General features: G+C 65.8%; 19 protein-coding genes and 1 pseudogene. 14 read left to right on the forward strand and 6 right to left on the reverse strand.

What is annotated here, in order from left to right:
• Positions 1-92: 92 nt before the first annotated feature.
• From DC366_RS16465 to DC366_RS16515, 11 genes are read left to right on the forward strand one after another with little or no spacing between them, the layout of a single operon-like run.
• Positions 93-1358 (forward strand): 4Fe-4S dicluster domain-containing protein, encoded by a 1266-nt coding sequence (locus tag DC366_RS16465; protein WP_207768756.1) that lies wholly within the window; start codon positions 93-95, stop codon positions 1356-1358.
• A complete protein-coding gene (nrfD, locus tag DC366_RS16470; RefSeq protein WP_108693317.1) occupies positions 1355-2686 on the forward strand; it encodes an NrfD/PsrC family molybdoenzyme membrane anchor subunit in 1332 nt (443 codons plus the stop codon). The genes DC366_RS16465 and nrfD overlap by 4 nt, the downstream gene beginning before the upstream one ends.
• Positions 2683-3195 (forward strand): DUF3341 domain-containing protein, encoded by a 513-nt coding sequence (locus DC366_RS16475; protein ID WP_108693318.1) that lies wholly within the window; start codon positions 2683-2685, stop codon positions 3193-3195. The genes nrfD and DC366_RS16475 overlap by 4 nt, the downstream gene beginning before the upstream one ends.
• Positions 3192-3731: a c-type cytochrome gene (locus DC366_RS16480; RefSeq protein ID WP_243405187.1), complete on the forward strand. Its 540-nt coding sequence runs from the start codon at positions 3192-3194 to the stop codon at positions 3729-3731. The genes DC366_RS16475 and DC366_RS16480 overlap by 4 nt, the downstream gene beginning before the upstream one ends.
• On the forward strand, positions 3721-4707 hold the full coding sequence (locus DC366_RS16485; RefSeq protein WP_133176230.1) for a hypothetical protein: 987 nt from the start codon (positions 3721-3723) through the stop codon (positions 4705-4707). The genes DC366_RS16480 and DC366_RS16485 overlap by 11 nt, the downstream gene beginning before the upstream one ends.
• Positions 4697-5005, forward strand: coding sequence for a hypothetical protein (locus DC366_RS16490; protein WP_108693320.1), 309 nt, complete (start codon positions 4697-4699; stop codon positions 5003-5005). The genes DC366_RS16485 and DC366_RS16490 overlap by 11 nt, the downstream gene beginning before the upstream one ends.
• Complete coding sequence (locus tag DC366_RS16495) at positions 5002-5715, forward strand: thioredoxin domain-containing protein (protein ID WP_108693321.1); 714 nt, start codon at positions 5002-5004, stop codon at positions 5713-5715. The genes DC366_RS16490 and DC366_RS16495 overlap by 4 nt, the downstream gene beginning before the upstream one ends.
• Positions 5712-6644 (forward strand): cytochrome c oxidase subunit II, encoded by a 933-nt coding sequence (gene coxB / locus DC366_RS16500; RefSeq protein WP_108693322.1) that lies wholly within the window; start codon positions 5712-5714, stop codon positions 6642-6644. The genes DC366_RS16495 and coxB overlap by 4 nt, the downstream gene beginning before the upstream one ends.
• Positions 6641-8338 (forward strand): cytochrome c oxidase subunit I, encoded by a 1698-nt coding sequence (locus tag DC366_RS16505; protein WP_108693323.1) that lies wholly within the window; start codon positions 6641-6643, stop codon positions 8336-8338. The genes coxB and DC366_RS16505 overlap by 4 nt, the downstream gene beginning before the upstream one ends.
• Positions 8335-8961, forward strand: coding sequence for a cytochrome c oxidase subunit 3 (locus DC366_RS16510; protein WP_108693324.1), 627 nt, complete (start codon positions 8335-8337; stop codon positions 8959-8961). Before DC366_RS16505 ends, DC366_RS16510 begins: the two co-directional genes overlap by 4 nt.
• Positions 8958-9278, forward strand: coding sequence for a cytochrome C oxidase subunit IV family protein (locus tag DC366_RS16515; RefSeq protein ID WP_108693325.1), 321 nt, complete (start codon positions 8958-8960; stop codon positions 9276-9278). Before DC366_RS16510 ends, DC366_RS16515 begins: the two co-directional genes overlap by 4 nt.
• A gap of 5 nt (positions 9279-9283) precedes the next feature.
• On the opposite strand, the gene DC366_RS16520 is transcribed toward DC366_RS16515, so the two are convergent.
• The 4 genes from DC366_RS16520 to DC366_RS20490 all read right to left on the reverse strand — a co-directional run bounded on the left by DC366_RS16520 (position 9284) and on the right by DC366_RS20490 (position 12394).
• A complete protein-coding gene (locus DC366_RS16520) occupies positions 9284-10870 on the reverse strand; it encodes a DHA2 family efflux MFS transporter permease subunit (RefSeq protein ID WP_207768757.1) in 1587 nt (528 codons plus the stop codon).
• Between the two features lie 3 nt (positions 10871-10873).
• Positions 10874-11959: an HlyD family secretion protein gene (locus tag DC366_RS16525; RefSeq protein WP_108693326.1), complete on the reverse strand. Its 1086-nt coding sequence runs from the start codon at positions 11957-11959 to the stop codon at positions 10874-10876.
• Positions 11960-12071: 112 nt separating this feature from the next.
• Positions 12072-12182, reverse strand: a complete 111-nt coding sequence (locus DC366_RS20355; RefSeq protein WP_243405188.1) for a DUF4396 domain-containing protein — start codon at positions 12180-12182, stop codon at positions 12072-12074.
• Positions 12183-12190: 8 nt separating this feature from the next.
• Complete coding sequence (locus tag DC366_RS20490) at positions 12191-12394, reverse strand: DUF4396 domain-containing protein (RefSeq protein WP_279305768.1); 204 nt, start codon at positions 12392-12394, stop codon at positions 12191-12193.
• Between the two features lie 286 nt (positions 12395-12680).
• Here DC366_RS20490 and DC366_RS20520 point away from each other — a divergent pair.
• The 3 genes and pseudogenes from DC366_RS20520 to DC366_RS16540 form a co-directional block, all read left to right on the forward strand.
• Positions 12681-12872: pseudogene (locus DC366_RS20520) on the forward strand (molybdopterin cofactor-binding domain-containing protein); the annotation flags it as partial.
• Complete coding sequence (locus tag DC366_RS16535) at positions 12873-14105, forward strand: xanthine dehydrogenase family protein molybdopterin-binding subunit (protein WP_341476704.1); 1233 nt, start codon at positions 12873-12875, stop codon at positions 14103-14105.
• A gap of 10 nt (positions 14106-14115) precedes the next feature.
• Positions 14116-15099 carry an FAD binding domain-containing protein gene (locus DC366_RS16540; RefSeq protein WP_108693328.1) on the forward strand — a complete coding sequence of 328 codons (984 nt, stop codon included), beginning with the start codon at positions 14116-14118 and terminating at the stop codon, positions 15097-15099.
• A 206-nt stretch (positions 15100-15305) separates the two neighbouring features.
• Here the strand turns inward: DC366_RS16540 and DC366_RS16545 are convergent, their stop codons facing one another.
• Positions 15306-16703: an NADH-quinone oxidoreductase subunit N gene (locus DC366_RS16545; RefSeq protein WP_108693329.1), complete on the reverse strand. Its 1398-nt coding sequence runs from the start codon at positions 16701-16703 to the stop codon at positions 15306-15308.
• A gap of 1 nt (position 16704) precedes the next feature.
• Complete coding sequence (locus tag DC366_RS16550) at positions 16705-18183, reverse strand: complex I subunit 4 family protein (RefSeq protein WP_108693330.1); 1479 nt, start codon at positions 18181-18183, stop codon at positions 16705-16707.

Consider the following 18183-nt stretch of genomic DNA (forward strand, 5'->3'; position numbering starts at 1 on the left):
ATAATCAATCACACGAACGAGCCAGAGCCTCCAATGCTCAAGCCGCTCTGATGTCCCATTTTATTTGACGACGGACAGCCCTGCATGACGGCGTGGTCGCGGGAACAGGCCCGGAGGAGATCGCGGCACCCGCGTCTGCCGCTCCCGACCGGCGCGCGCCCCCTGCCGGCGCGTTGGAGGTCTCGCGCCGCCCCTCGCCCTCGGTCCTCGATGGCAGCTTTGCCGGCAACGCCTGGCTGCAGGAATGCCCCGATCCCGTCGCCAAGCAGGTCTGGGGCAATGCCGCCTGGCTCGCCCCCGAGGATGCGGAGGGCATCGAGGATGGCGATCTGGTGGAGCTGACGTCGGGCGGCGCAAGCGTCACCCTGCCCGCGATCGTGGTCGAGGGGCAGGCGCTGGGCTGCGTGACGCTGATGACCGGATATGGCCGCACCGCCGCGGGACCCATTGGCACTGGCATCGGGGCGCGGGTGCAGGATCTCGGCCCGTTCGTCACCCTGCGCCGCGCCGGCGGGCGCGAGGATCTGGCGCGGGTGCAGAGCGATTTCAGCCAGCACGGGCGCGAGCTGCTGAAACTGGCGCGCGACCTGCCGTCCGAACCGCCCCCGCCGCGGCCATCCTTTTACCCGCCCCGCGAAAGCGAGGGTTACGCCTGGGGCATGGTGATCGACACCGACGCCTGCATCGGCTGCAACGCCTGCATGATCGCCTGCCAGTCCGAGAATAACATCCCCGTGGTCGGCCCCGAGGAAATCCGCCGGGGGCGCAACATGCACTGGATTCGGGTGGACCGCTATGACCTCGATACCGGCGGCAGCGGCTTTCAGCCCGTGCCCTGCATGCATTGCGAACAGGCCCCTTGCGAGCCTGTCTGCCCGGTCGAGGCATCGGTGCATGACAGCGAGGGGCTGAACGTGCAGGTCTACAACCGCTGCATCGGCACGCGGTTCTGCCAGGCCAACTGCCCCTACAAGGTGCGGCATTTCAACTTTTTCGACTATGCCGACAAGCAGGCGTTCGAGAACCAGGGCGCCGACCTGCTGCAGGCGCTGCGCAACCCCGATGTCAGCGTCCGCGCGCGCGGCGTGATGGAGAAATGCACCTATTGCGTGCAGCGCATCTCGGCGGCCCGTCGCGAGGCGAAGACCGAGAACCGCGACATCGCCGAGGGCGAGGTGGTGACCGCATGCCAGGCGGCCTGTCCGGCAGAGGCGATCACCTTCGGCGACCTGAACGATCCCGGCGCCGCCGTCACCGCGGCCAAGGCCGATCCGCGCCATTACACGTTGCTGGACGAACTGGGCACGCGGCCGCGCACCACCTACCTGGCCCGGGTGGTGCCGGAGGAAGAGGGATGAGCCGCTACCTGCCCGACCTCGCGCCTGCCGCCATCACCGATGCGGTGGCCGCACCGCTCTTGGAGCCGCATTTCGGGCGCGGCTGGTGGACCGGATTCCTGATCTCGCTGGCGCTGACGGGGGTGATGGTCGTCAGCATCGTCTGGCTGCTGTGGCAGGGGGTCGGCATCTGGGGCGTGAACACCGCCAATGTCTGGGGCTTCGCGCTGGCCAATTACGTCTGGTGGATCGGCATCGGCAACGCCGGCACGCTGATCTCCGCGATGCTGCTGCTGACGCGGCAACGCTGGCGCGCGAGCGTCAGCCGCTTTGCCGAAGCGATGACGCTCTTTGCCGCCGCCATCGCCGGGCTGTTCCCGATCCTGCACCTCGGGCGGCCATGGCTGTTCTATTGGCTCGTGCCCTATCCCGACACGATGGGGGTCTATCCGCAGTGGCGCAGCCCGCTGGTCTGGGATTTCTTCGCCATCGCCAGCTACCTGCTGTTCTCGCTGATGTTCTGGTATACCGGCGCGCTGCCCGACTTCGCCACCATGCGCGACCGGGCCAGGACGCGTGGGCGGCAGGTGGTCTTCGGCCTCCTCGCCATGGGCTGGCGCAACTCGGCGCGGCACTGGAAGATCTACCAGAGCTATTACACCGCCATGGCCGCCCTCGGCGTGCCGCTGGTGGTATCGGTGCATTCGGTCGTCGGCCTCGATTTCGCCGCCGGGCTGATGCCGGGCTGGCAGGAGACGATCTTTCCCCCTTATTTCGTGGTCGGCGCGATGTATTCGGGTTTTGCCATGGTGGTGCTGCTGGCCGCCGCGATCCGGCGCGCGCTGGGGCTGCAGGCGCTGATCACGCGCGCGCATTTCGATGTCATGGGCAAGGTGCTGCTCTTCGGCGCGCTGGTGCTGTCGCTCTCCTATGCCAGCGAATGGTTCTTTGCCTGGTATGCGCAGGAAAAGGCCGACATCTATCTGGTCTGGTGGGAGTTCTTCGGCACATACGGGCCGATCTACATCGCCATGCTGGTCTGCAACTGCCTGATCCCCCAGCTGTTCTGGTTTCCGCTGTTCCGCCGGTCCCTGCCCTGGATCGTCGGCATCTCGATCCTGATCAATGTCGGCATGTGGCTGGAGCGGATCCTGATCGTCGCCGTCACCCCGGCCCGCGGCCATCTGCCGGCGCAATGGTCCATCTTCTGGCCGACGATCTGGGACTGGCTGCTGCTGGCGGGCTCGCTGGGGTTCTTCTCGTTGCTGTTCTTCCTGTTCGTGCGGCTGGTCCCCGTCGCCTCGATGCACGAGGTCAAGGCCCGCATCCATCAGGAGGCCGCGCCATGACCCGCCTGCTGCTGGTCTTCGACGATCCTGCGGCGCTGATCGCGGCGGCGCGGCAGATGCGCGACAAGGGCGTCGCGGACATGGCCGCGCATGTGCCCTTCCACATCCCCGATCTTGACGAACTGCTGGACCTGCCCGAGCCGCCCGTGCGCGCCATCATGCTGGCTGCCGGCGTGGCGGTGGGCGCGCTGACCTGGGGGGTGCAATGGTGGACCTCGGTGCAGTGGTATCCGCTCAATTCCGGCGGGAGGCCCGACAATTCCTGGCAGATCTTCACCTTTGCCGTGTTCGAGATGGGCATCCTCGCCGCCGCCTTTGCCGGGCTGGTCGCCCTGTTCGCCTGCTGCGGGTTGCCGCGCCTGCATCATCCGTTCTTTGCCACGACAGCGACCGAGCGGGCCAGCGATGACCTGTTTTACCTGAGCCTGCCGGACAATGACACGCTGCCGGACCGCATCGCGCTGTCGCGGCTTTCGGGCCTGCGCGAGATCGTCGAGGTGGCGTCATGATCCGCCGCGCGGTGATCCTTATTGCGCTTGCGGCCCTTTCCGCCTGCAAGGAGGACATGGTGGAGCAGCCGAAATTCACCTATCTGGAGCCTTCGGAGATCTGGGCCGATGGCGGCTCGGCGCGCCCGCTGGTGCCGGGCACCGTCGCGCGCGGCGCGCTGGCCGCCAAGGCCGCGCTGGCGGAGCCGCCCGAGATCACGGCGGAGCTGCTGGCGCGGGGACGCGGGCGCTACGACATCTTCTGCGCGCCCTGCCACGGGCTGACCGGCGCGGGTGACGGGCGCGTGGTGCAGCGCGGCTTTCCGGCGCCGCCCTCCTACCTGACGGCGCGGTTGCGCGCCGCCCCGGCGCGGCATTTCGTCGAGGTGATGACGAATGGCTACGGCGTGATGTATCCCTACGCGGACCGTGTGCCGCCGCGCGACCGCTGGGCGATCACCGCCTACATCCGCGCCTTGCAGGCCGCCGCGCCCGAGGTGCCGCCCGAAGCCCCGGCCCGCGCCGCCGTTCCGACCGGAGGGCAGGATGACCGCTGACTCGCGCCATATGCCCGGTCCCGCCGCAGCGGCCCTGCTGCTGCTCGCCGCCGCCGCTGCTATGATCGTCGCCGTCCTGACGCTCGATCCCGTCGCGCTGGCGCGCGGGGCGCTGGCGGGGTGGCTCTTCTGCCTGTCGGTTTGCACCGGCGCGTCGGTCTGGCTCCTGATCGGGGCGCTGACCGGGGGGCGGTGGCTGGTCCGCGCCGCGCCGGTGCTGGGCGTGCTGGCGCGCGGGACATGGGCGGTGGCGCTTTTGGGCGTGGCTCTGGTGCCGCTCGCACCGCTGCTGTTCCCGTGGTGGGAAGGCGAAACCGACCCGGCGCTGTGGTTCGACGTGCCCTTCTTTGCCCTGCGCGGCGCGGCGGTGCTGATCCTGTGGAGCGTTCTGGGCTTCGTCGCCATGCGCCCGCTGCCGCCGGTCCTCGCCGCGCTCGCGCTGACCTTGTATGCGCTGGCCGTGTCCGTGGCCAGTGCCGATTGGGTGCTGTCGCTCGATCCCGGCTTCGTCTCGACCGCCTTCGGCGCGCATCTGGCGGTGCTGCAACTGGCGCTGGCGCTGGCGGCGGTGGCGGTGCTCTCGGGCGGGGATGGCGACATCGGCGGGCTGTTGCTGGTCTGCGTCCTCGGGGTCTTCTACCTTGCCGCCATGGAATATGTCGTCAGCTGGACCGGCAACCTGCCGCACAAGGCCGCGTGGTATCTGGCGCGGCAAGACGGCTGGGGGCCGGGGTGGCTCTGGCTGTCGTTCATCGTCGGCATCGCGGGGCCGTTCGCGGCGCTGCTGTCCAGCCGCATCCGTAAAAGCGCTGCTGCGCTGCGGGTGATCGGCGGTGCCATGCTCGTCGGCGGGCTGGCGCACCTTGTCTGGCTGCTCGCACCAGAGTGCGGCGCGGTCGGCATGGTGGCGATTGCGACAGTTGCAGCGGCCCTGTCGCTGGCCCTCCTGATCGCGGGAGGGCGCCATGAGCGATGATGCGAGAAGCGAGCCGAACGTCTTTCCGGCAGGCTGGACCGTGACGGTGATCCTCGGCATCGCGGGTTTCGCGGGGCTTTGCGTCGCGCTGATCTGGCTGGTCTATCCCGCCGCGCGCGACATGCCGAACAAGGCGGCAGGTTTTGCGCCGCCGGGGCTGGAAACCTACCCGATCGAGGCGTTCCGCAGCTATGAGGCCGCCGAGCAGGCCCGCCTTGCCGGAGCCGGGGGACGCACCCCCATCGAGGACGCCATGGCCGAGGTCGTGCAACGCGGCACGCTGGAGGCCAGGCCATGATCCGCGCGATCCTCCTTCTGCTCGTGCTGGCCGGTCCCGCCGTGGCGGGGCTGACGCAGCAGCAGCTTGACCGGGTGCGCGTCGATCTGCCGGAAGATGCGGCGGTGAATTTCGCGCCCGGCCTGCCGACGGTTTTGATCCTTGCCGATTTCGATTGCAGCCATGTCTGCGATGCCGTGCTGGCGCAGACGGCCGGGCTGCTTGCGGAAGTCGGGCTTGCACCCGGCGAGGATTACGCGCTGATCGTCGTCGGCCTCGATCCGCGCGACGATTCCGCGACGGCGCAGGATTTTATCGCGCGCCAGACCCCGACCGGGATGCGTCCCGCCATTCGCGTCATGCAGCCGGACGGACCCGCGCTGGAGCGCATGACCGCCGCGCTTGGCTATGGCTATGCCCATGACGCGGAAACAGGCCAATTCGCGCATCCCGCCGCACGCTTCGTGCTACGCGCCGATGGCGGCGTCAGCGCGGTGCTGCCCGCCTTCGATGCCGCCCCCGACGCCCTGCGCCGCGCGATCCTCGGCGCGCGTTTCGGCACCGGCGCAATCGCCACGCAACTGATCGTCCTCTGCTACGGGTTCGATCCGGTGACGGGGCGCTATTCGCTGGCCATCTGGCGGGTGCTGAGCCTGCTGAGTGGTCTGACCCTGCTGATCCTCGGCGCCGGGCTGGGCCTCGCCTTCTGGCGTGAAAGGCGGGCGACATGAGCGGCGCATTCTGGTCGCGGGCGGGCGCCCATGCCGAGAGCTTCGACCGCCTCTTTGCGGTGCTGACGGGGTTCTCGGTGCTGATCTTGCTGCTCGTCGCAGGGCTGATCATCGGGTTTTCCATCCGCTTTCGCAGCGGCAGCAAGGTGACGCGCCACAAGGTGTCGCGCCTCGTCCACCGCGAGATCGAGATCGGCTGGATCGCCGCCACCGCCATCGTCGCGCTGTTCTTCTTCTGGTGGACCACCTCGGCCAACCTGCAACAGGCCGGCGCGCCGGCCGATGCGATGGAGATCCATATCGAGGCCAAGCAATGGATGTGGAAGGCCAGCCACCCGGACGGCACGCGCGAGCTTTCGACGCTGCATGTGCCCGCGGGCCGGCCCGTCGCGCTTTATCTCAACAGCCAGGACGTGATCCATTCCTTCTTCGTGCCCGCCTTCCGGCTGAAACAGGACGTGGTGCCGGGGCGCACCGCGACGATGTGGTTCGAGGCGGACAAGCCCGGCACCTATCCGCTGCTCTGCGCCGAATATTGCGGCACGGGCCACTCAAAGATGCTGGGCGAGATCGTGGTGATGGAGCCGGGCGATTTCGCCGCCTGGCTGGACAGTCGCCCGGAGGGCGCGGGGCTGATCGCGGCGGGCCGCGCGCTGTTCACCTCCGCAGGCTGTTCGGGCTGCCACGCGGCGGGATCGGCGGTCCATGCGCCGGAGTTGGCGGGCCTCTACGGGCGGCAGGTGCCGCTGGCGGACGGGCGGGTGGTGACGGCCGATGCCGCCTATATCCAGGATTCGATCCTGCTGCCCCGCCGCGACATCGTGGCGGGTTATGCCCCCATCATGCCCGATTTCGCCGACCTGCTGGACGAGGAGGAGGTCGCGGCGCTGGTCGCCTATATCCGCAGCCTGAAAGGGGACACCCCATGACCGATGCCGCCCATCCGGGAACCCCCGATCACGGCTATTCGCTGCCGCCGAGTTACCTCGGCGCGGGCACCACGCTGAGATCCTGGCTGCTGACCACCGATCACAAGCGGATCGGGCTGCTGTATCTCGCGTCGATCACCGTCTTCTTCCTGATCGGCGGCATCGCGGCGGCGGTGATGCGCACGGAGCTGATGACGCCGACGGGCGATCTGGTGTCGGCCGATACCTACAACCGGCTGTTCACCCTGCACGGCGTCATCATGGTGTGGTTCTTCCTGATCCCGGCGGTGCCGACGACGCTGGGCAATTTCATCCTGCCGATGGCCATCGGCGCGCGCGACGTGGCCTTTCCCCGGCTCAACCTTCTCAGCTGGTATCTCAACATCGCCGGCGGCACGCTGGCGCTGGTCGCGCTGCTGCTGGGCGGCGTCGATACCGGCTGGACCTTCTACACGCCCTATTCGACGCTCTATTCCAACAGCTATGTCACCCTTGCCGCCGCCGGGGTGTTCGTCGCCGGGTTCTCCTCCATCGCCACGGGGCTGAACTTCATCGTCACGGTGCATACGCAGCGCACCAAGGGCATGACATGGATGCGCCTGCCGCTCTTCGTCTGGTCGATCTATGCCACCTCGATCATCCTGGTGCTGGCCACCCCGGCACTGGCCATCGTGCTGGCGATGATCGTCGGCGAGCGGGTGTTCGACCTTGGCCTCTTCGATCCCACCCGCGGGGGCGATCCGATCCTCTTCCAGCACATCTTCTGGTTCTATTCGCACCCGGCGGTCTACATCATGATCCTGCCCGGCATGGGCGTCGTGACCGAGGTGCTGACCTGCTTTTCGCGCCGCAAGGTGTTCGGCTACGAGGCGATGGTCTTTGCCATCCTCGGCATCGCCATCTTCGGCTTCTTCGTCTGGGGACATCACATGTTCGTGTCGGGGCAGTCGACCTTCGCCAGCCTGATCTTCTCGCTGCTGAGCTTCGTCATCGCGGTGCCCTCGGCGATCAAGGTGTTCAACTGGTCCGCCACGCTCTATGGCGGGCATATCACCTTCGAGGCGTCGATGCTCTATGCGCTGGGGTTTGTCGGCCTCTTTACCATGGGTGGGCTGACGGGGCTGTTCCTTGCATCGGTGCCGGTGGACGTGCATGTGACCGACACTTATTTCATCGTCGCGCATTTCCATTACATCATGGTGGGCGGCATGGTCTCGGCCTTCTTTGCGGGGCTGCATTTCTGGTGGCCGAAGATCACCGGGCGCATGTATTCCGAAGGCTTCGCGCGCGCCGCCGCCCTTCTGATGTTCGTCGGCTTCAACGTCACCTTCTTTCCGCAGTTCATCCTGGGCTTCATGGGGATGCCGCGCCGCTACTGGAGCTATCCGCCCGAGTTCCAGATCCTCAACCTGATGTCGTCCTTCGGCGCGATGATCCTGGCGCTGGCCTATGCGCTGCCGTTCGTCTATTTCGCGCTGTCGCTCTGGCGCGGCCGGATGGCGGGCGACAATCCGTGGCGCGCGACGGGGCTGGAATGGGCGACCGCCTCGCCGCCGCCCCGTGAAAATTTCGCGGAGCCGCCGGTGGTGGACAGCGCGCCCTACGATTACCACCCGGCGCATGCCGAACCGACCGAGCGCGAGGATGCACGGGACCGCGAAGATCAGGACGACAGGCCGGAGGACCCTCGATGAGCGGCCTGAACGAGCCCTTCCAGACACTGGCCCGGCAACGCGGGGCGGCGGAACTCGGCATCTGGATCTTCCTTGCGTCCGAGCTGGTATTCTTCGGAGGGCTTTTCACGGGCTACTCCGTCTACCGCTTTCTCTATCCGGACGGCTTCCTGGCCGCGGGGGCCGAGACGAACCTGATCATCGGCACCGCCAACACCGCGATCCTGCTGACATCGAGCGCGACGATGGCCGTCGCCGTCTGGGCGGGCCGCGAAGGGCTGCGGCGGCATGTGCTGTGGGGGCTGTGCCTGACGTCGCTGCTGGGCGCCGGGTTCATGGTGCTGAAGGCGGTGGAATATGCCGAGGATATCCGCAAGAGCCTCGTGCCCGGGGCAGGCTTCGCCTTGCCCGAGCGTGGTGCCGAGATCTTCTTTTCCTTCTACTGGATCATGACGGCGATCCATGCGGTCCACCTGACCATCGGCGTCGCCGCCGTGTCCCTCGCCGCCTGGCGTCTCTGGCGCGGCAGGGTGGACTGGCGCGGCACCGCGTTCCTGCACGTGCTGGGACTCTACTGGCACCTGATCGACCTGATCTGGATCTTCCTGTTTCCCCTGCTTTACCTGTTGGGGAGGGGCGGATGACGGAAAAGACGCATCCCGGCCGCCTCTGGCGCAAGGCCGCACTGGTCTGGGTCGCGCTCAGCCTCGCGCTGGCCGCGACGGTGGTGGGGGCCTACCTCGACATCGGGGCGTGGAAACTGCCGCTGGCCATGGCGATTGCGGCATTCAAGGCGGCGCTGGTGGCCGCGATCTTCATGGAGCTGACCGGCGCGGGCGCCGGAACGCGCATCGCGGCACTGGTCGGCTTGCTTTGGCTCGCGCTGATGCTGTCGCTGACCTTTGCCGATGAGACGACGCGCGCGCAGTCTTCCGACGGCTTCACCCAAGGGGCCGAATGATCGGTTCAGGCGCTGTCCCTTGCCGGGCGCAAAATCAGGATCAGCGGCAGCAGGCCGATCACCAGCCACATCAGGACGTGATAAACCTCGATATACGCCATCATCGCCGCCTGCCTCTGGACCTGGGCATAGAGCAGGCCAAGTGCCGCATCGCGTGATCCGGCCGCCTCGGCCGCGCGGTGCAGCGCATCGGTGAAGGCCGGGTTCAGCTCGTTCAGCCCCTCGGTGACACGGGACTGGTGGAACTGTTCGCGCCGGACCAGCAGGGTCTGGGTGAGCGAGATACCGAAGGCTCCGCCGAGATTGCGGAAGAAATTGATCATCGCCGAGGCCTTGTCGGATTCGTCCGGCTTCAGGCCGACATAGGCGATCGTGGTGATCGGGATGAACAGAAACGGCAGCCCGATGGAGGTCATGAACCGCGCCCAGGCCGCATCGGCAAAGGTGCTTTGCAGGTTGAACCCGGCCAGCCACCAGAAGGCGACGGCCTGCATCGCAAAGGCGGGCAGCAACAGCGCGCGGGTATCCACCTTGCCTGTCAGCACCCCCGCCACCGGCATCATGAAGATCGAGATCACTCCGCCATAGGTCAGCGCAAGCCCCGCGTTGTAGGACGAATAGTGGTAAACCTGCTGCAACATCTGCGGCACGATCTGGATGGTGCCGAAGACAAGCAGCCCCAGGATCATGATCAGCACCACGCAGATCGCGAAATTGCGGTTTGCCAGCAGGTGCAGCGGCACGATGGGATCGGGGTGGTTCAGCTCCCATGCCGTCATCAGGCCAAGGCCGGCAGCGGCCATGATCGCGGTGGTGACGATCAGCGGGCTGTCGAACCAGTTTTCCGACTGCCCCCGATCCAGCGTGATCAGCAGCCCGGCAAGGCCGATGGCAACGAGGATGAAACCGACATAATCGATCTTCAGCCCGCCCTTGCGCAGCTTGCCGGTTTCCTCGACCAGGGCTTCGGGTTCGGCGACGATCAGCCCGACCAGCAACAGCGCCAGGATGCCGACCGGCACGTTGATGAGAAAAATCCAGTGCCACGAAACGACATCAGTGATGTAGCCGCCGATGGTGGGGCCGATGATCGGGGCGACCACGATCACGACGCCGAAGAAGGCGAATGCCTGACCGCGCTTCTCCTGCGGAAAGCTGTCGGCAAGCATGGATTGCTCGACCGGGGCAAGCCCGCCGCCGCCGATGCCCTGGAAGACACGCGCGATGATCAGCATCCCCAGCGAGGTGGACAGCGCGCAGACAAGAGACGACAGGGTGAAAAGCGCGATGGAGATCATGAAATAGCGCTTGCGCCCGATCGCCCGGGACAGAAAGCCGCTGATCGGGATGATGATGGCATTGGCGACGAGGTAGCTGGTGATGATCCATGTGCCCTGATCCAAGGACACCCCCAGCGAGCCGGATATGTTGGCCAGCGACACGTTGGCGATGGAGGTGTCGAGGATTTCCATGAAGGTGGCGATGGAAATCGTCATCGTCATGATCCACGGGCCGCCCATCCCCGCGGCCGATCGTGGCATATCGGGCGTGCCGTCCCGGGCGCGGCCGCCCTCTGTCTCTGCCACCGCCACGCGTCAGTCCTCCGGCCGGATGCGCGGGACGACGGACATGCCGGGCCCGATGGGAAAATCGGACAGCGGCGGGCTGTCGATGGAGATGCGCACCGGCACCCGCTGCACCACCTTTACGAAATTGCCCGTGGCGTTCTGTGGCGGCAAGAGCTGGAACGCCTGACCGGCACCATGCTGGATCGACTGCACCGTGCCCCTGAATTCGACATCCGGGAAGGCATCGACCTCGATTTCCACCTTCTGGCCCGGCCGGATGCGCCGCAGTTGCGTCTCCTTGAAATTGGCCGTGACGAACAGATCGTCCGGCACCAGCGCCATCACCTGCATTCCCGGCGTGACATAGCTGCCGGTATTGACATTCACCTGCACGATCTGTCCGTCAATGGGCGCGGTGATCTCGAGCTTTGCGGCCTCGACCTGCGTCTGTTGCACTCCCGCCTTGGCCGCCGCCAATCGCGCCTGAGCCGATTGCAGCCTTGCGTTGCTGGCGGCGACATCCGCTTCGGCCGTGGTGACGCCGGTCTGTGCGGTCGCAGCCTCGGCTTCGGCCTGTCGCGCGGCGGCGTTCAAATCGTCCAGGCTCTGGACCGATACGGCCGTCTGGCCGGATTTCTCGGCAAGTTCGTCATAGCGATCGGCCTTGGTCCTCGCATTTTGCGCCGCGACGCGGGCCGCGTCACGCTGGCTGCGCGCGCCCTCCGCCGCTGCCTCGGAATGTTTGATCGCGGCGTTCGCTTCGGCGGTCGCCGCCTCTGACTCGGCCACTTGTGCTCGTGCCGATGCGAGCTGTGCTGTGATGGTGGCATCATCGAGCCGTGCCAGAAGATCACCTTCCTGAACCCTGGCATTTCCCTCGACGGCAACTTCGGTCAGGCGCCCGGTCTGCTGCGCCGTGATGCGCACGATCTGCCCATCTATGAAAGCGTCATCGGTCGTCACATACGGCTTCTGATAGAAATAATAACCTATTCCTGCGACAATACCCAGGACGAGCACCGTAGCGACGACCATGATGGTGATCTTGCGTCGGTCTTTAGCGGACCCGCTGTCATCATCCTTGTCCGATGTGGATGTTTCGTTCTCGCTCATTCGCGGACCCACATGAATAATGGACTCCGGTAGCGAACATGGTGCTTGCAAATGAACATCATCTTCGGCCTTCCCTTTTCCAAACGCAAATCGAACGATATTGTTTCCGGTTCTACATCCGTTCCTTTATGCCTGCCCGGATCAGCCACCAGTTCACCAGATAGGTGACAAAACCCGCGAGCATCGTGATCTGCGTGACGAACCAGAGAACGGGATCGGTCACGTCTACTTTCACCTGCAATGCAGCATGCCGAAATGGGCAATCGCCATCAGGCCATACATGCCGATCTGCCGCGCACTCAGCGACAAGGCATCGGCCTTGATAGCAACCCGAGAGCCCTTGCGCATACCAAGTCTTCGCATCCGTACGATTGCAGAATACTGAAAAAGCCAAGCCGATCGCAAATGCGAAAACGTAATCGAGAACCCAAGCACCTGCGGCGAGAGAGGCCAGACTCAGACCTGTCAGCCACCGCGGAACCAAAGAACGTCCTTTTAGAATAACTTGTTTTCGTTACGACAAACGCGTCAACTCGCGGATCGTTCGCGTGAACACACAAAAATTCGGAAAAGCGGAAAGAAAAACCGGAACCTAAAGCCACTCGGTCGCGTTTTTACCTTCGACATTCGCGCGGGGTTGGCCAACGACGGCACTCTGACCGCCTTCGACGTCCGCGCGGTGCTTGCCAATGGCGGTTAAGCCAGCAGCGGCACGCCGGTAAATTCGACTGCCGTCGCAGCATTCTTCAACACCATCAAGACGCCCGCCTCGCGCTATACCGGTTATTCAGTTTACACCAACATGCCCGTGGGTGGCGAGATGCGCGGTTTCGGCGCGCCGCCCGCGTCCTATGCGCTGGCGCTGCACATGGACAAATGCGCCGAGGCGGTCGGCATGGACCCGATCGAGTTCATGCGCAAGAACTGGAAAAGCCCGGGCGACGTGGAAAAACAGGAAGGCGTACCGGATGTCACCATCGGTCCGAACGCGCAGGACGATTGCGTGCGGCTCGGGGCCGAGGCCATCGGCTGGGCCAAGCGAACGCCGCCCGAGGCCAAGTCCGGCCGGATCCGACGCGGGATCGGTATGTATACCGGCGCGCAGCATTCGGGCCGAGCCGACAGCGACGGACTTATCTGGCTCGACCGGCAAGGTCGGCTGCATCTGCCGCTCGGCACCGGCAACATCGGTTGCGCCGCGCATACCGGCATCGCCGGTGTGGCGGCCGAGGCGCTTGGCGTGGAATTGGATGCGATCGACGTGACCTGGGCGGACAGCGACAACGTCGCCTGGACCTTCGTGACCGACGCGAGCCGCTCCAGCAACTGCGACGGCAAGGCCGTCTACAATGCGGCGCAGGACCTGATAAACCAGTTGAAGACCCATGCCGCCGGAATGCTGGATATCCCGGCCGAGGATCTGACTATGCGCGAGGGCCGCATAGAGGGGCCAGACGGCACAGGGCTTGATCTGCCTGCCATCGCGGCGGCGGCGCCGAAACGGACCGAGTTCGCCCCTTACTACGACGCCGAAGCGGATCAGAGCCCGATGCTGAACGAGTCAACCGGCAAGATCGATCAGCATCCGCCGATGACCGTAAAGCCCGCGACACAGGCACTGGCCCAGGCGCTACAGGACAAGGGCGGCATCGTTGGCCTCGGACATTACGTCTGGAACCCCTCGACACAGGCGTGGGGCGCGAGTTTCGCCGAAGTCGAAGTGGACATGGAAACCGGTCAGGTGCGCGTGCTGAAATTCGTCAGCGCGCATGACGTTGGCCGCATCCTCTACCGGACCGGGGCCGAGGCGCAGATCCATGGTGGCGGCATCATGGGGCTGGGCTACGGCCTGACGGAAGGGTTGATGGTGGACCCGAACAGTCTCGTTCCGCTCAACCCCGGATATCTGGGGCTGCAACCGATGACAGCGCTGGATTACCCCGAGATCACGCCCATCCTGCTCGAGGCTCCCAGCGACGGCGGGCCTTACGGCGCGAAGGGCTTTGGCGAGAACCCGATGCTGGGCGGCGCGCCCGCAATCGCCAACGCCATCTACAACGCGACCGGCGTGCGAATGGATGAAATCCCGCTCACGTGGGAACGTGTCCACGACAACCTGCGCCGCGCCGGCAAGCTGATGGTATAGGAGGCGCCCGATGACACGCATGGCAATTGACGAACCGCGTCCCTTCACGTTGCACGAACCTGCAGAGGTTGACGCGGCATTGGCCTTGGCGGCCGAGCATTTCCGGGATCATGCCTATCTGGCCGGAGGCTGCGATCTTCTCGATCAGCTCAAGCGCCAGTGGCGTAACCGGGGTCATGTCATAAACCTGAAAGGGATTGACGCGTTATCCGGCATTCGACGGGCCGATGACAGGCTAAGGATCGGGGCGCTGACAAAGCTCTCCGCGCTGGAGCGCGACAGCGATCTGGCCGCGATGCATCCGGCGCTTGCGCTTGGAGCCGCTCGCATCGCCACCCCCCAGATTCGGAACATGGGCACCATTGGCGGCAACCTGTTGCAGGATTCGCGCTGCCCCTATTATCGGGGTCCGTGGTATTGTTATCGTCACGGCGGCATCGTCTGCGACGCGCATCACGGCATCAATGCCGAACATGCGATCTTCGGCGGCGACCGGTGTTATACCGTAACGCCTTCCGATCTTGGCCCGGTCGTCGTGGCACTTGATGCCATGATAGAAGTGGTTGGCCACGATGGCGCGAGAACGCTTGCCGCGCGGGACCTGTTCATGCCGCCGGGCGAGAACATCACCGTCATGCATCGTCTTCAAAATGGCGAAATCCTGACGGCGATCGAAATTCCCGTGCGCAAGGGTCAGCGCTCCGCCTTCGTCAAAAACGCGCCCCGCAACGCTTGGGATTTCTCGCGCGCGAGCGTGGCGATCACGCTGGAGCCTTTGGAAGGCAGAGCGCGCATCGTGCTCGGTGGCGTGGCGGCCATCCCATGGCGCTGCCATGCCGCTGAGCGCGTGATCGAAGGCGCGTCGCTCGACCAGAAGACCATCGACGCAGCCGCCATTGCCGCAACAGATGGGGCAGAGCCGTTGTCGCACAACGCCTACAAGGTGGGCCTGGTCCGCAAACTGGTCCGCGAGGCGCTGACACAGTTGGCGTGATCTATAGCAACCGCTTTCAACATCGGAGCGCTCGGCCAAGGGCAAAAGGACAGTCGGATTTGCAGCATTTCAGGTTGAGATCGCGCTTTCATGTTGGCCTCATCTCACGGCCGTTCCGGGGTCTGACCGCGTCAACGTCGCATTCAACAAAACGAACCGCAACGCGGAAGTCGACGCAGTCGAGGGTCGTCAGCTTGCCGTACTGTTCAGGGCAGGGCGACCTCTCCGAAAGCTTCGGCGAGGAACGGGCCGCTCAACAAACCCAAAGCCACCAGACCGGCTGCCGCAACCACCGCAACCGCACCGCTCGGCACGCCCAGCGTGGCGGGCGCATCGCCCTGCGGTGCGGCAAAATACATCGGCGCGATGACCCGCACATAATAGAACAGCGACACAACGGTGTTCAGCATCGCCGCAATTGCCAGCCACGCATAACCGCCGTCGATGGTGACCATGAACAACCCGAGCTTGCCCACGAATCCGATCAGAGGCGGGATGCCGACCAGCGACAGGAAGGCCAGGATCAGCGTCGCCGCCATCGCGGGCTGCGTGCGCGCCAGCCCTTTGTAATCCTCCAGCGCCGTGCGCCCGCGCAGATGGGCGATGACGGCAAAGGCCGTCAAGTTGGCCAGTGCATAGGCCGCCAGGAACCAGATCAGCGCGGGCAGCGCGTGCGGGGCAAGATCGGCCACGGCCACCGCCATCAGCGCATAGCCTGATTGCGACACCGACGACCAGCCGATCAGCCGGCGCGCGTCTTCCTGCCAGAGCGCGGCGAGGTTGCCCAAGGTCATTGTCAGAACCGACAGCGCCGCGATCAGCGGGCGCAGCATCTCGGCGTCGGGGAAGAGATGCACCAGCCGGTAAAGCGCCAGCGCCGCGCCGATCTTGGGCACCACGGTCAGGAAGGCAGCAGCCGGCACCGGCGCACCTTCGGCCACATCAGGCACCCAGGCATGGCCCGGTACAGCCCCCAGCTTGAAGGCAAGGCCGCTGACGATCAGGGCAAGGCCCGTCAGCGCCAGCGGCGACGAGACCTCCGCGCCCTCCAGCGCGGCGTAATCGCTGGTGCCGGCCATCCCCATCACCAGGATCACCCCGATCACCAGCAGCGCATTGGCCAGCGCGCCGATCAGGAAATATTTCATCCCCGCCTCGACCGACAGCGCCCAGTCGCGGTGCCAGGCCGCCAGCACATAGCCGGTGACCGAGGACAGCAGCACCGCCATGACCAGTTGCAACAGATCCGCCGCCCCCGCCATGGCGATGGCTCCGAGGGCGGAGAACAGCGTCATCGTATAGAACTCGCCATGCCGCCGGTCGGCCTCGAACCAGCGCGGCGCGAGGATCAGGCACAGCGCCGTCGCCGCCACGATCATCCCCCGCGCCCAGAACGTCACCCCGTCCAGCGCCCAGGTGCCCGAGAAGGTCAGCCGTGCGGCGTCCGCCTGCGCGAAAGCCCAGAGCGCGGCCACCGCCAGCGCGGCAAGGGCAGGGGCAAGGCACCAGCCCAGCCGTCGTTGCGGCAGCACCATCGCCAGCAGCAATGCGGCGATGGCGCCCGCGATCAGCGCGATCTCGGGGCCAAGATCGGCGACGGGCATCTCAGCCGCCCCCGAAGGCCAGCGTGGCACCGGCGCCGATCATGTCCAGCAGCCAAGCAGGCCAGACCCCGATCAGCACGACCAGCGCCAGCAGCGCGGCGAGGATGCCGATTTCCGTGCGCGACAGGTCGGCGAATCCGTCCAGCACGGGCGGCCGGTCGCCGAAGAAGATCCGTTGCAGCATGCCCAGGAACAGCGCCGCCGTGACGATCAGGCCCAGCAGGGCCAGCGCGGCCAGCCATGGCCAGATTGCAAAGGCCCCGATGAAGATCTGCACCTCGGCGACGAACCCCGCCAGCCCCGGCAGGCCCAGCGAGGCGAAACTCGCCAGCCCCATCGCCGCCATCATGCGCGGCGCGTTGCCCGCCAACCCGCCGTAATGGCCCAACTCGTATTCCTGCGTGCGCGCCCAGAATGCGCCCGCGATCAGGAACAACGCCCCGGTGATCAGCCCATGCGCCACCATCTCGACCATCGCGCCGGTCAGCGCCAGATTGCGCGCGGCCTCGTGCCCGGTGACGGCGGAACCCGCGACGGCGATGCCCAGCACCGCATAGCCCATGTGGTTCACGGAGGTATAGGCGATGCGCCGCTTCAGGTTCTCCTGCGCGAAGGCGACAATGCTGCCCCAGAGGATCGAGATGAGCGCGAGGATGCCGATGGCCAGCGCATAGGTGGCAAAGGTCTCGCGCATCATCTGCATGGCGATGCGCACAAGGCCATAGGTGCCCATCTTGAGCAGCACCCCGGCAAGGATCGCCGAGGCCGGCCCCGGCGCGTCCACATGCGCGGGCGGCAGCCAGGTATGCACCGGGAAAAGCGGCGTCTTGATCGCGAAACCGATGACGAAGCCCAGCAGGATCAGCCCGGCGCGCAGGTCCATTCCCGCTACCGGCTGCATGGCGATCAACGCACGCATATCAAAGGTCAGCGGATCGGTAATCAGCACCAGCGCGATGATCGCCAGCAGGATCAGCAGCGAGCCCGCCAGCGTGTAGAGAAAGAACTTGAGCGCCGCGCGCTGCGCCTCCCCATGCCCCCAGCGGCCGATCAGGAAATACATGCCCACCAGGCTGAGATCGAAGAACACGTAGAAGAGCAGCAGATCGAGCGTCAGGAACAGGCCCAGCGACGCGCCTTCGAGGAACAGGAACCACGCATAATACTGCCGCGCATTCACTTCGCGCTCCATCGGCCAGGCGATGGACGTGACGAACAAGAGCCCGCTCATCAGTGCCAGCGGCAGCGATATGCCATCGACGCCGACCCGCCAGGCGACGCCGAGTGCCGGGATCCACGGGATTTCCATCTCTGCCTGGAACCCGCCGCCGGGGGTAAAGCCCGCCCAGACCACGACCAGCGCCAGCAGCGCCAGCGTTGCCGTGACGACAGCGATGGCGCGCGACAGGCCCCCCGATAAGGGCGCAAAGGCCAGCAGCGTGGCGGCGGCAAAGGGCAACAGGATGGCGAATGTCAGCAT

The organism is Pelagivirga sediminicola (assembly GCF_003072125.1).
Taxonomy (GTDB): Bacteria; Pseudomonadota; Alphaproteobacteria; order Rhodobacterales; family Rhodobacteraceae; genus Roseovarius; species Roseovarius sediminicola.

What these genes read in the sequence shown, in the direction of transcription:
- DC366_RS16480 (WP_243405187.1), top strand. Translation starts at nt 3,192, where the DNA reads ATGATCCGCCGCGCGGTGATCCTTATTGCGCTTGCGGCCCTTTCCGCC.
- DC366_RS16485 (WP_133176230.1), top strand. Translation starts at nt 3,721, where the DNA reads ATGACCGCTGACTCGCGCCATATGCCCGGTCCCGCCGCAGCGGCCCTG.
- DC366_RS16490 (WP_108693320.1), top strand. Translation starts at nt 4,697, where the DNA reads ATGAGCGATGATGCGAGAAGCGAGCCGAACGTCTTTCCGGCAGGCTGG.
- DC366_RS16475 (WP_108693318.1), top strand. Translation starts at nt 2,683, where the DNA reads ATGACCCGCCTGCTGCTGGTCTTCGACGATCCTGCGGCGCTGATCGCG.
- DC366_RS16545 (WP_108693329.1), bottom strand. Translation starts at nt 16,703, where the DNA reads ATGCCCGTCGCCGATCTTGGCCCCGAGATCGCGCTGATCGCGGGCGCC.
- DC366_RS16525 (WP_108693326.1), bottom strand. Translation starts at nt 11,959, where the DNA reads ATGAGCGAGAACGAAACATCCACATCGGACAAGGATGATGACAGCGGG.
- coxB (WP_108693322.1), top strand. Translation starts at nt 5,712, where the DNA reads ATGAGCGGCGCATTCTGGTCGCGGGCGGGCGCCCATGCCGAGAGCTTC.
- DC366_RS16540 (WP_108693328.1), top strand. Translation starts at nt 14,116, where the DNA reads ATGACACGCATGGCAATTGACGAACCGCGTCCCTTCACGTTGCACGAA.
- DC366_RS16510 (WP_108693324.1), top strand. Translation starts at nt 8,335, where the DNA reads ATGAGCGGCCTGAACGAGCCCTTCCAGACACTGGCCCGGCAACGCGGG.
- DC366_RS16535 (WP_341476704.1), top strand. Translation starts at nt 12,873, where the DNA reads ATGCGCAAGAACTGGAAAAGCCCGGGCGACGTGGAAAAACAGGAAGGC.
- DC366_RS16495 (WP_108693321.1), top strand. Translation starts at nt 5,002, where the DNA reads ATGATCCGCGCGATCCTCCTTCTGCTCGTGCTGGCCGGTCCCGCCGTG.
- DC366_RS16515 (WP_108693325.1), top strand. Translation starts at nt 8,958, where the DNA reads ATGACGGAAAAGACGCATCCCGGCCGCCTCTGGCGCAAGGCCGCACTG.
- DC366_RS16505 (WP_108693323.1), top strand. Translation starts at nt 6,641, where the DNA reads ATGACCGATGCCGCCCATCCGGGAACCCCCGATCACGGCTATTCGCTG.
- nrfD (WP_108693317.1), top strand. Translation starts at nt 1,355, where the DNA reads ATGAGCCGCTACCTGCCCGACCTCGCGCCTGCCGCCATCACCGATGCG.
- DC366_RS16550 (WP_108693330.1), bottom strand. Translation starts at nt 18,183, where the DNA reads ATGCTGACATTCGCCATCCTGTTGCCCTTTGCCGCCGCCACGCTGCTG.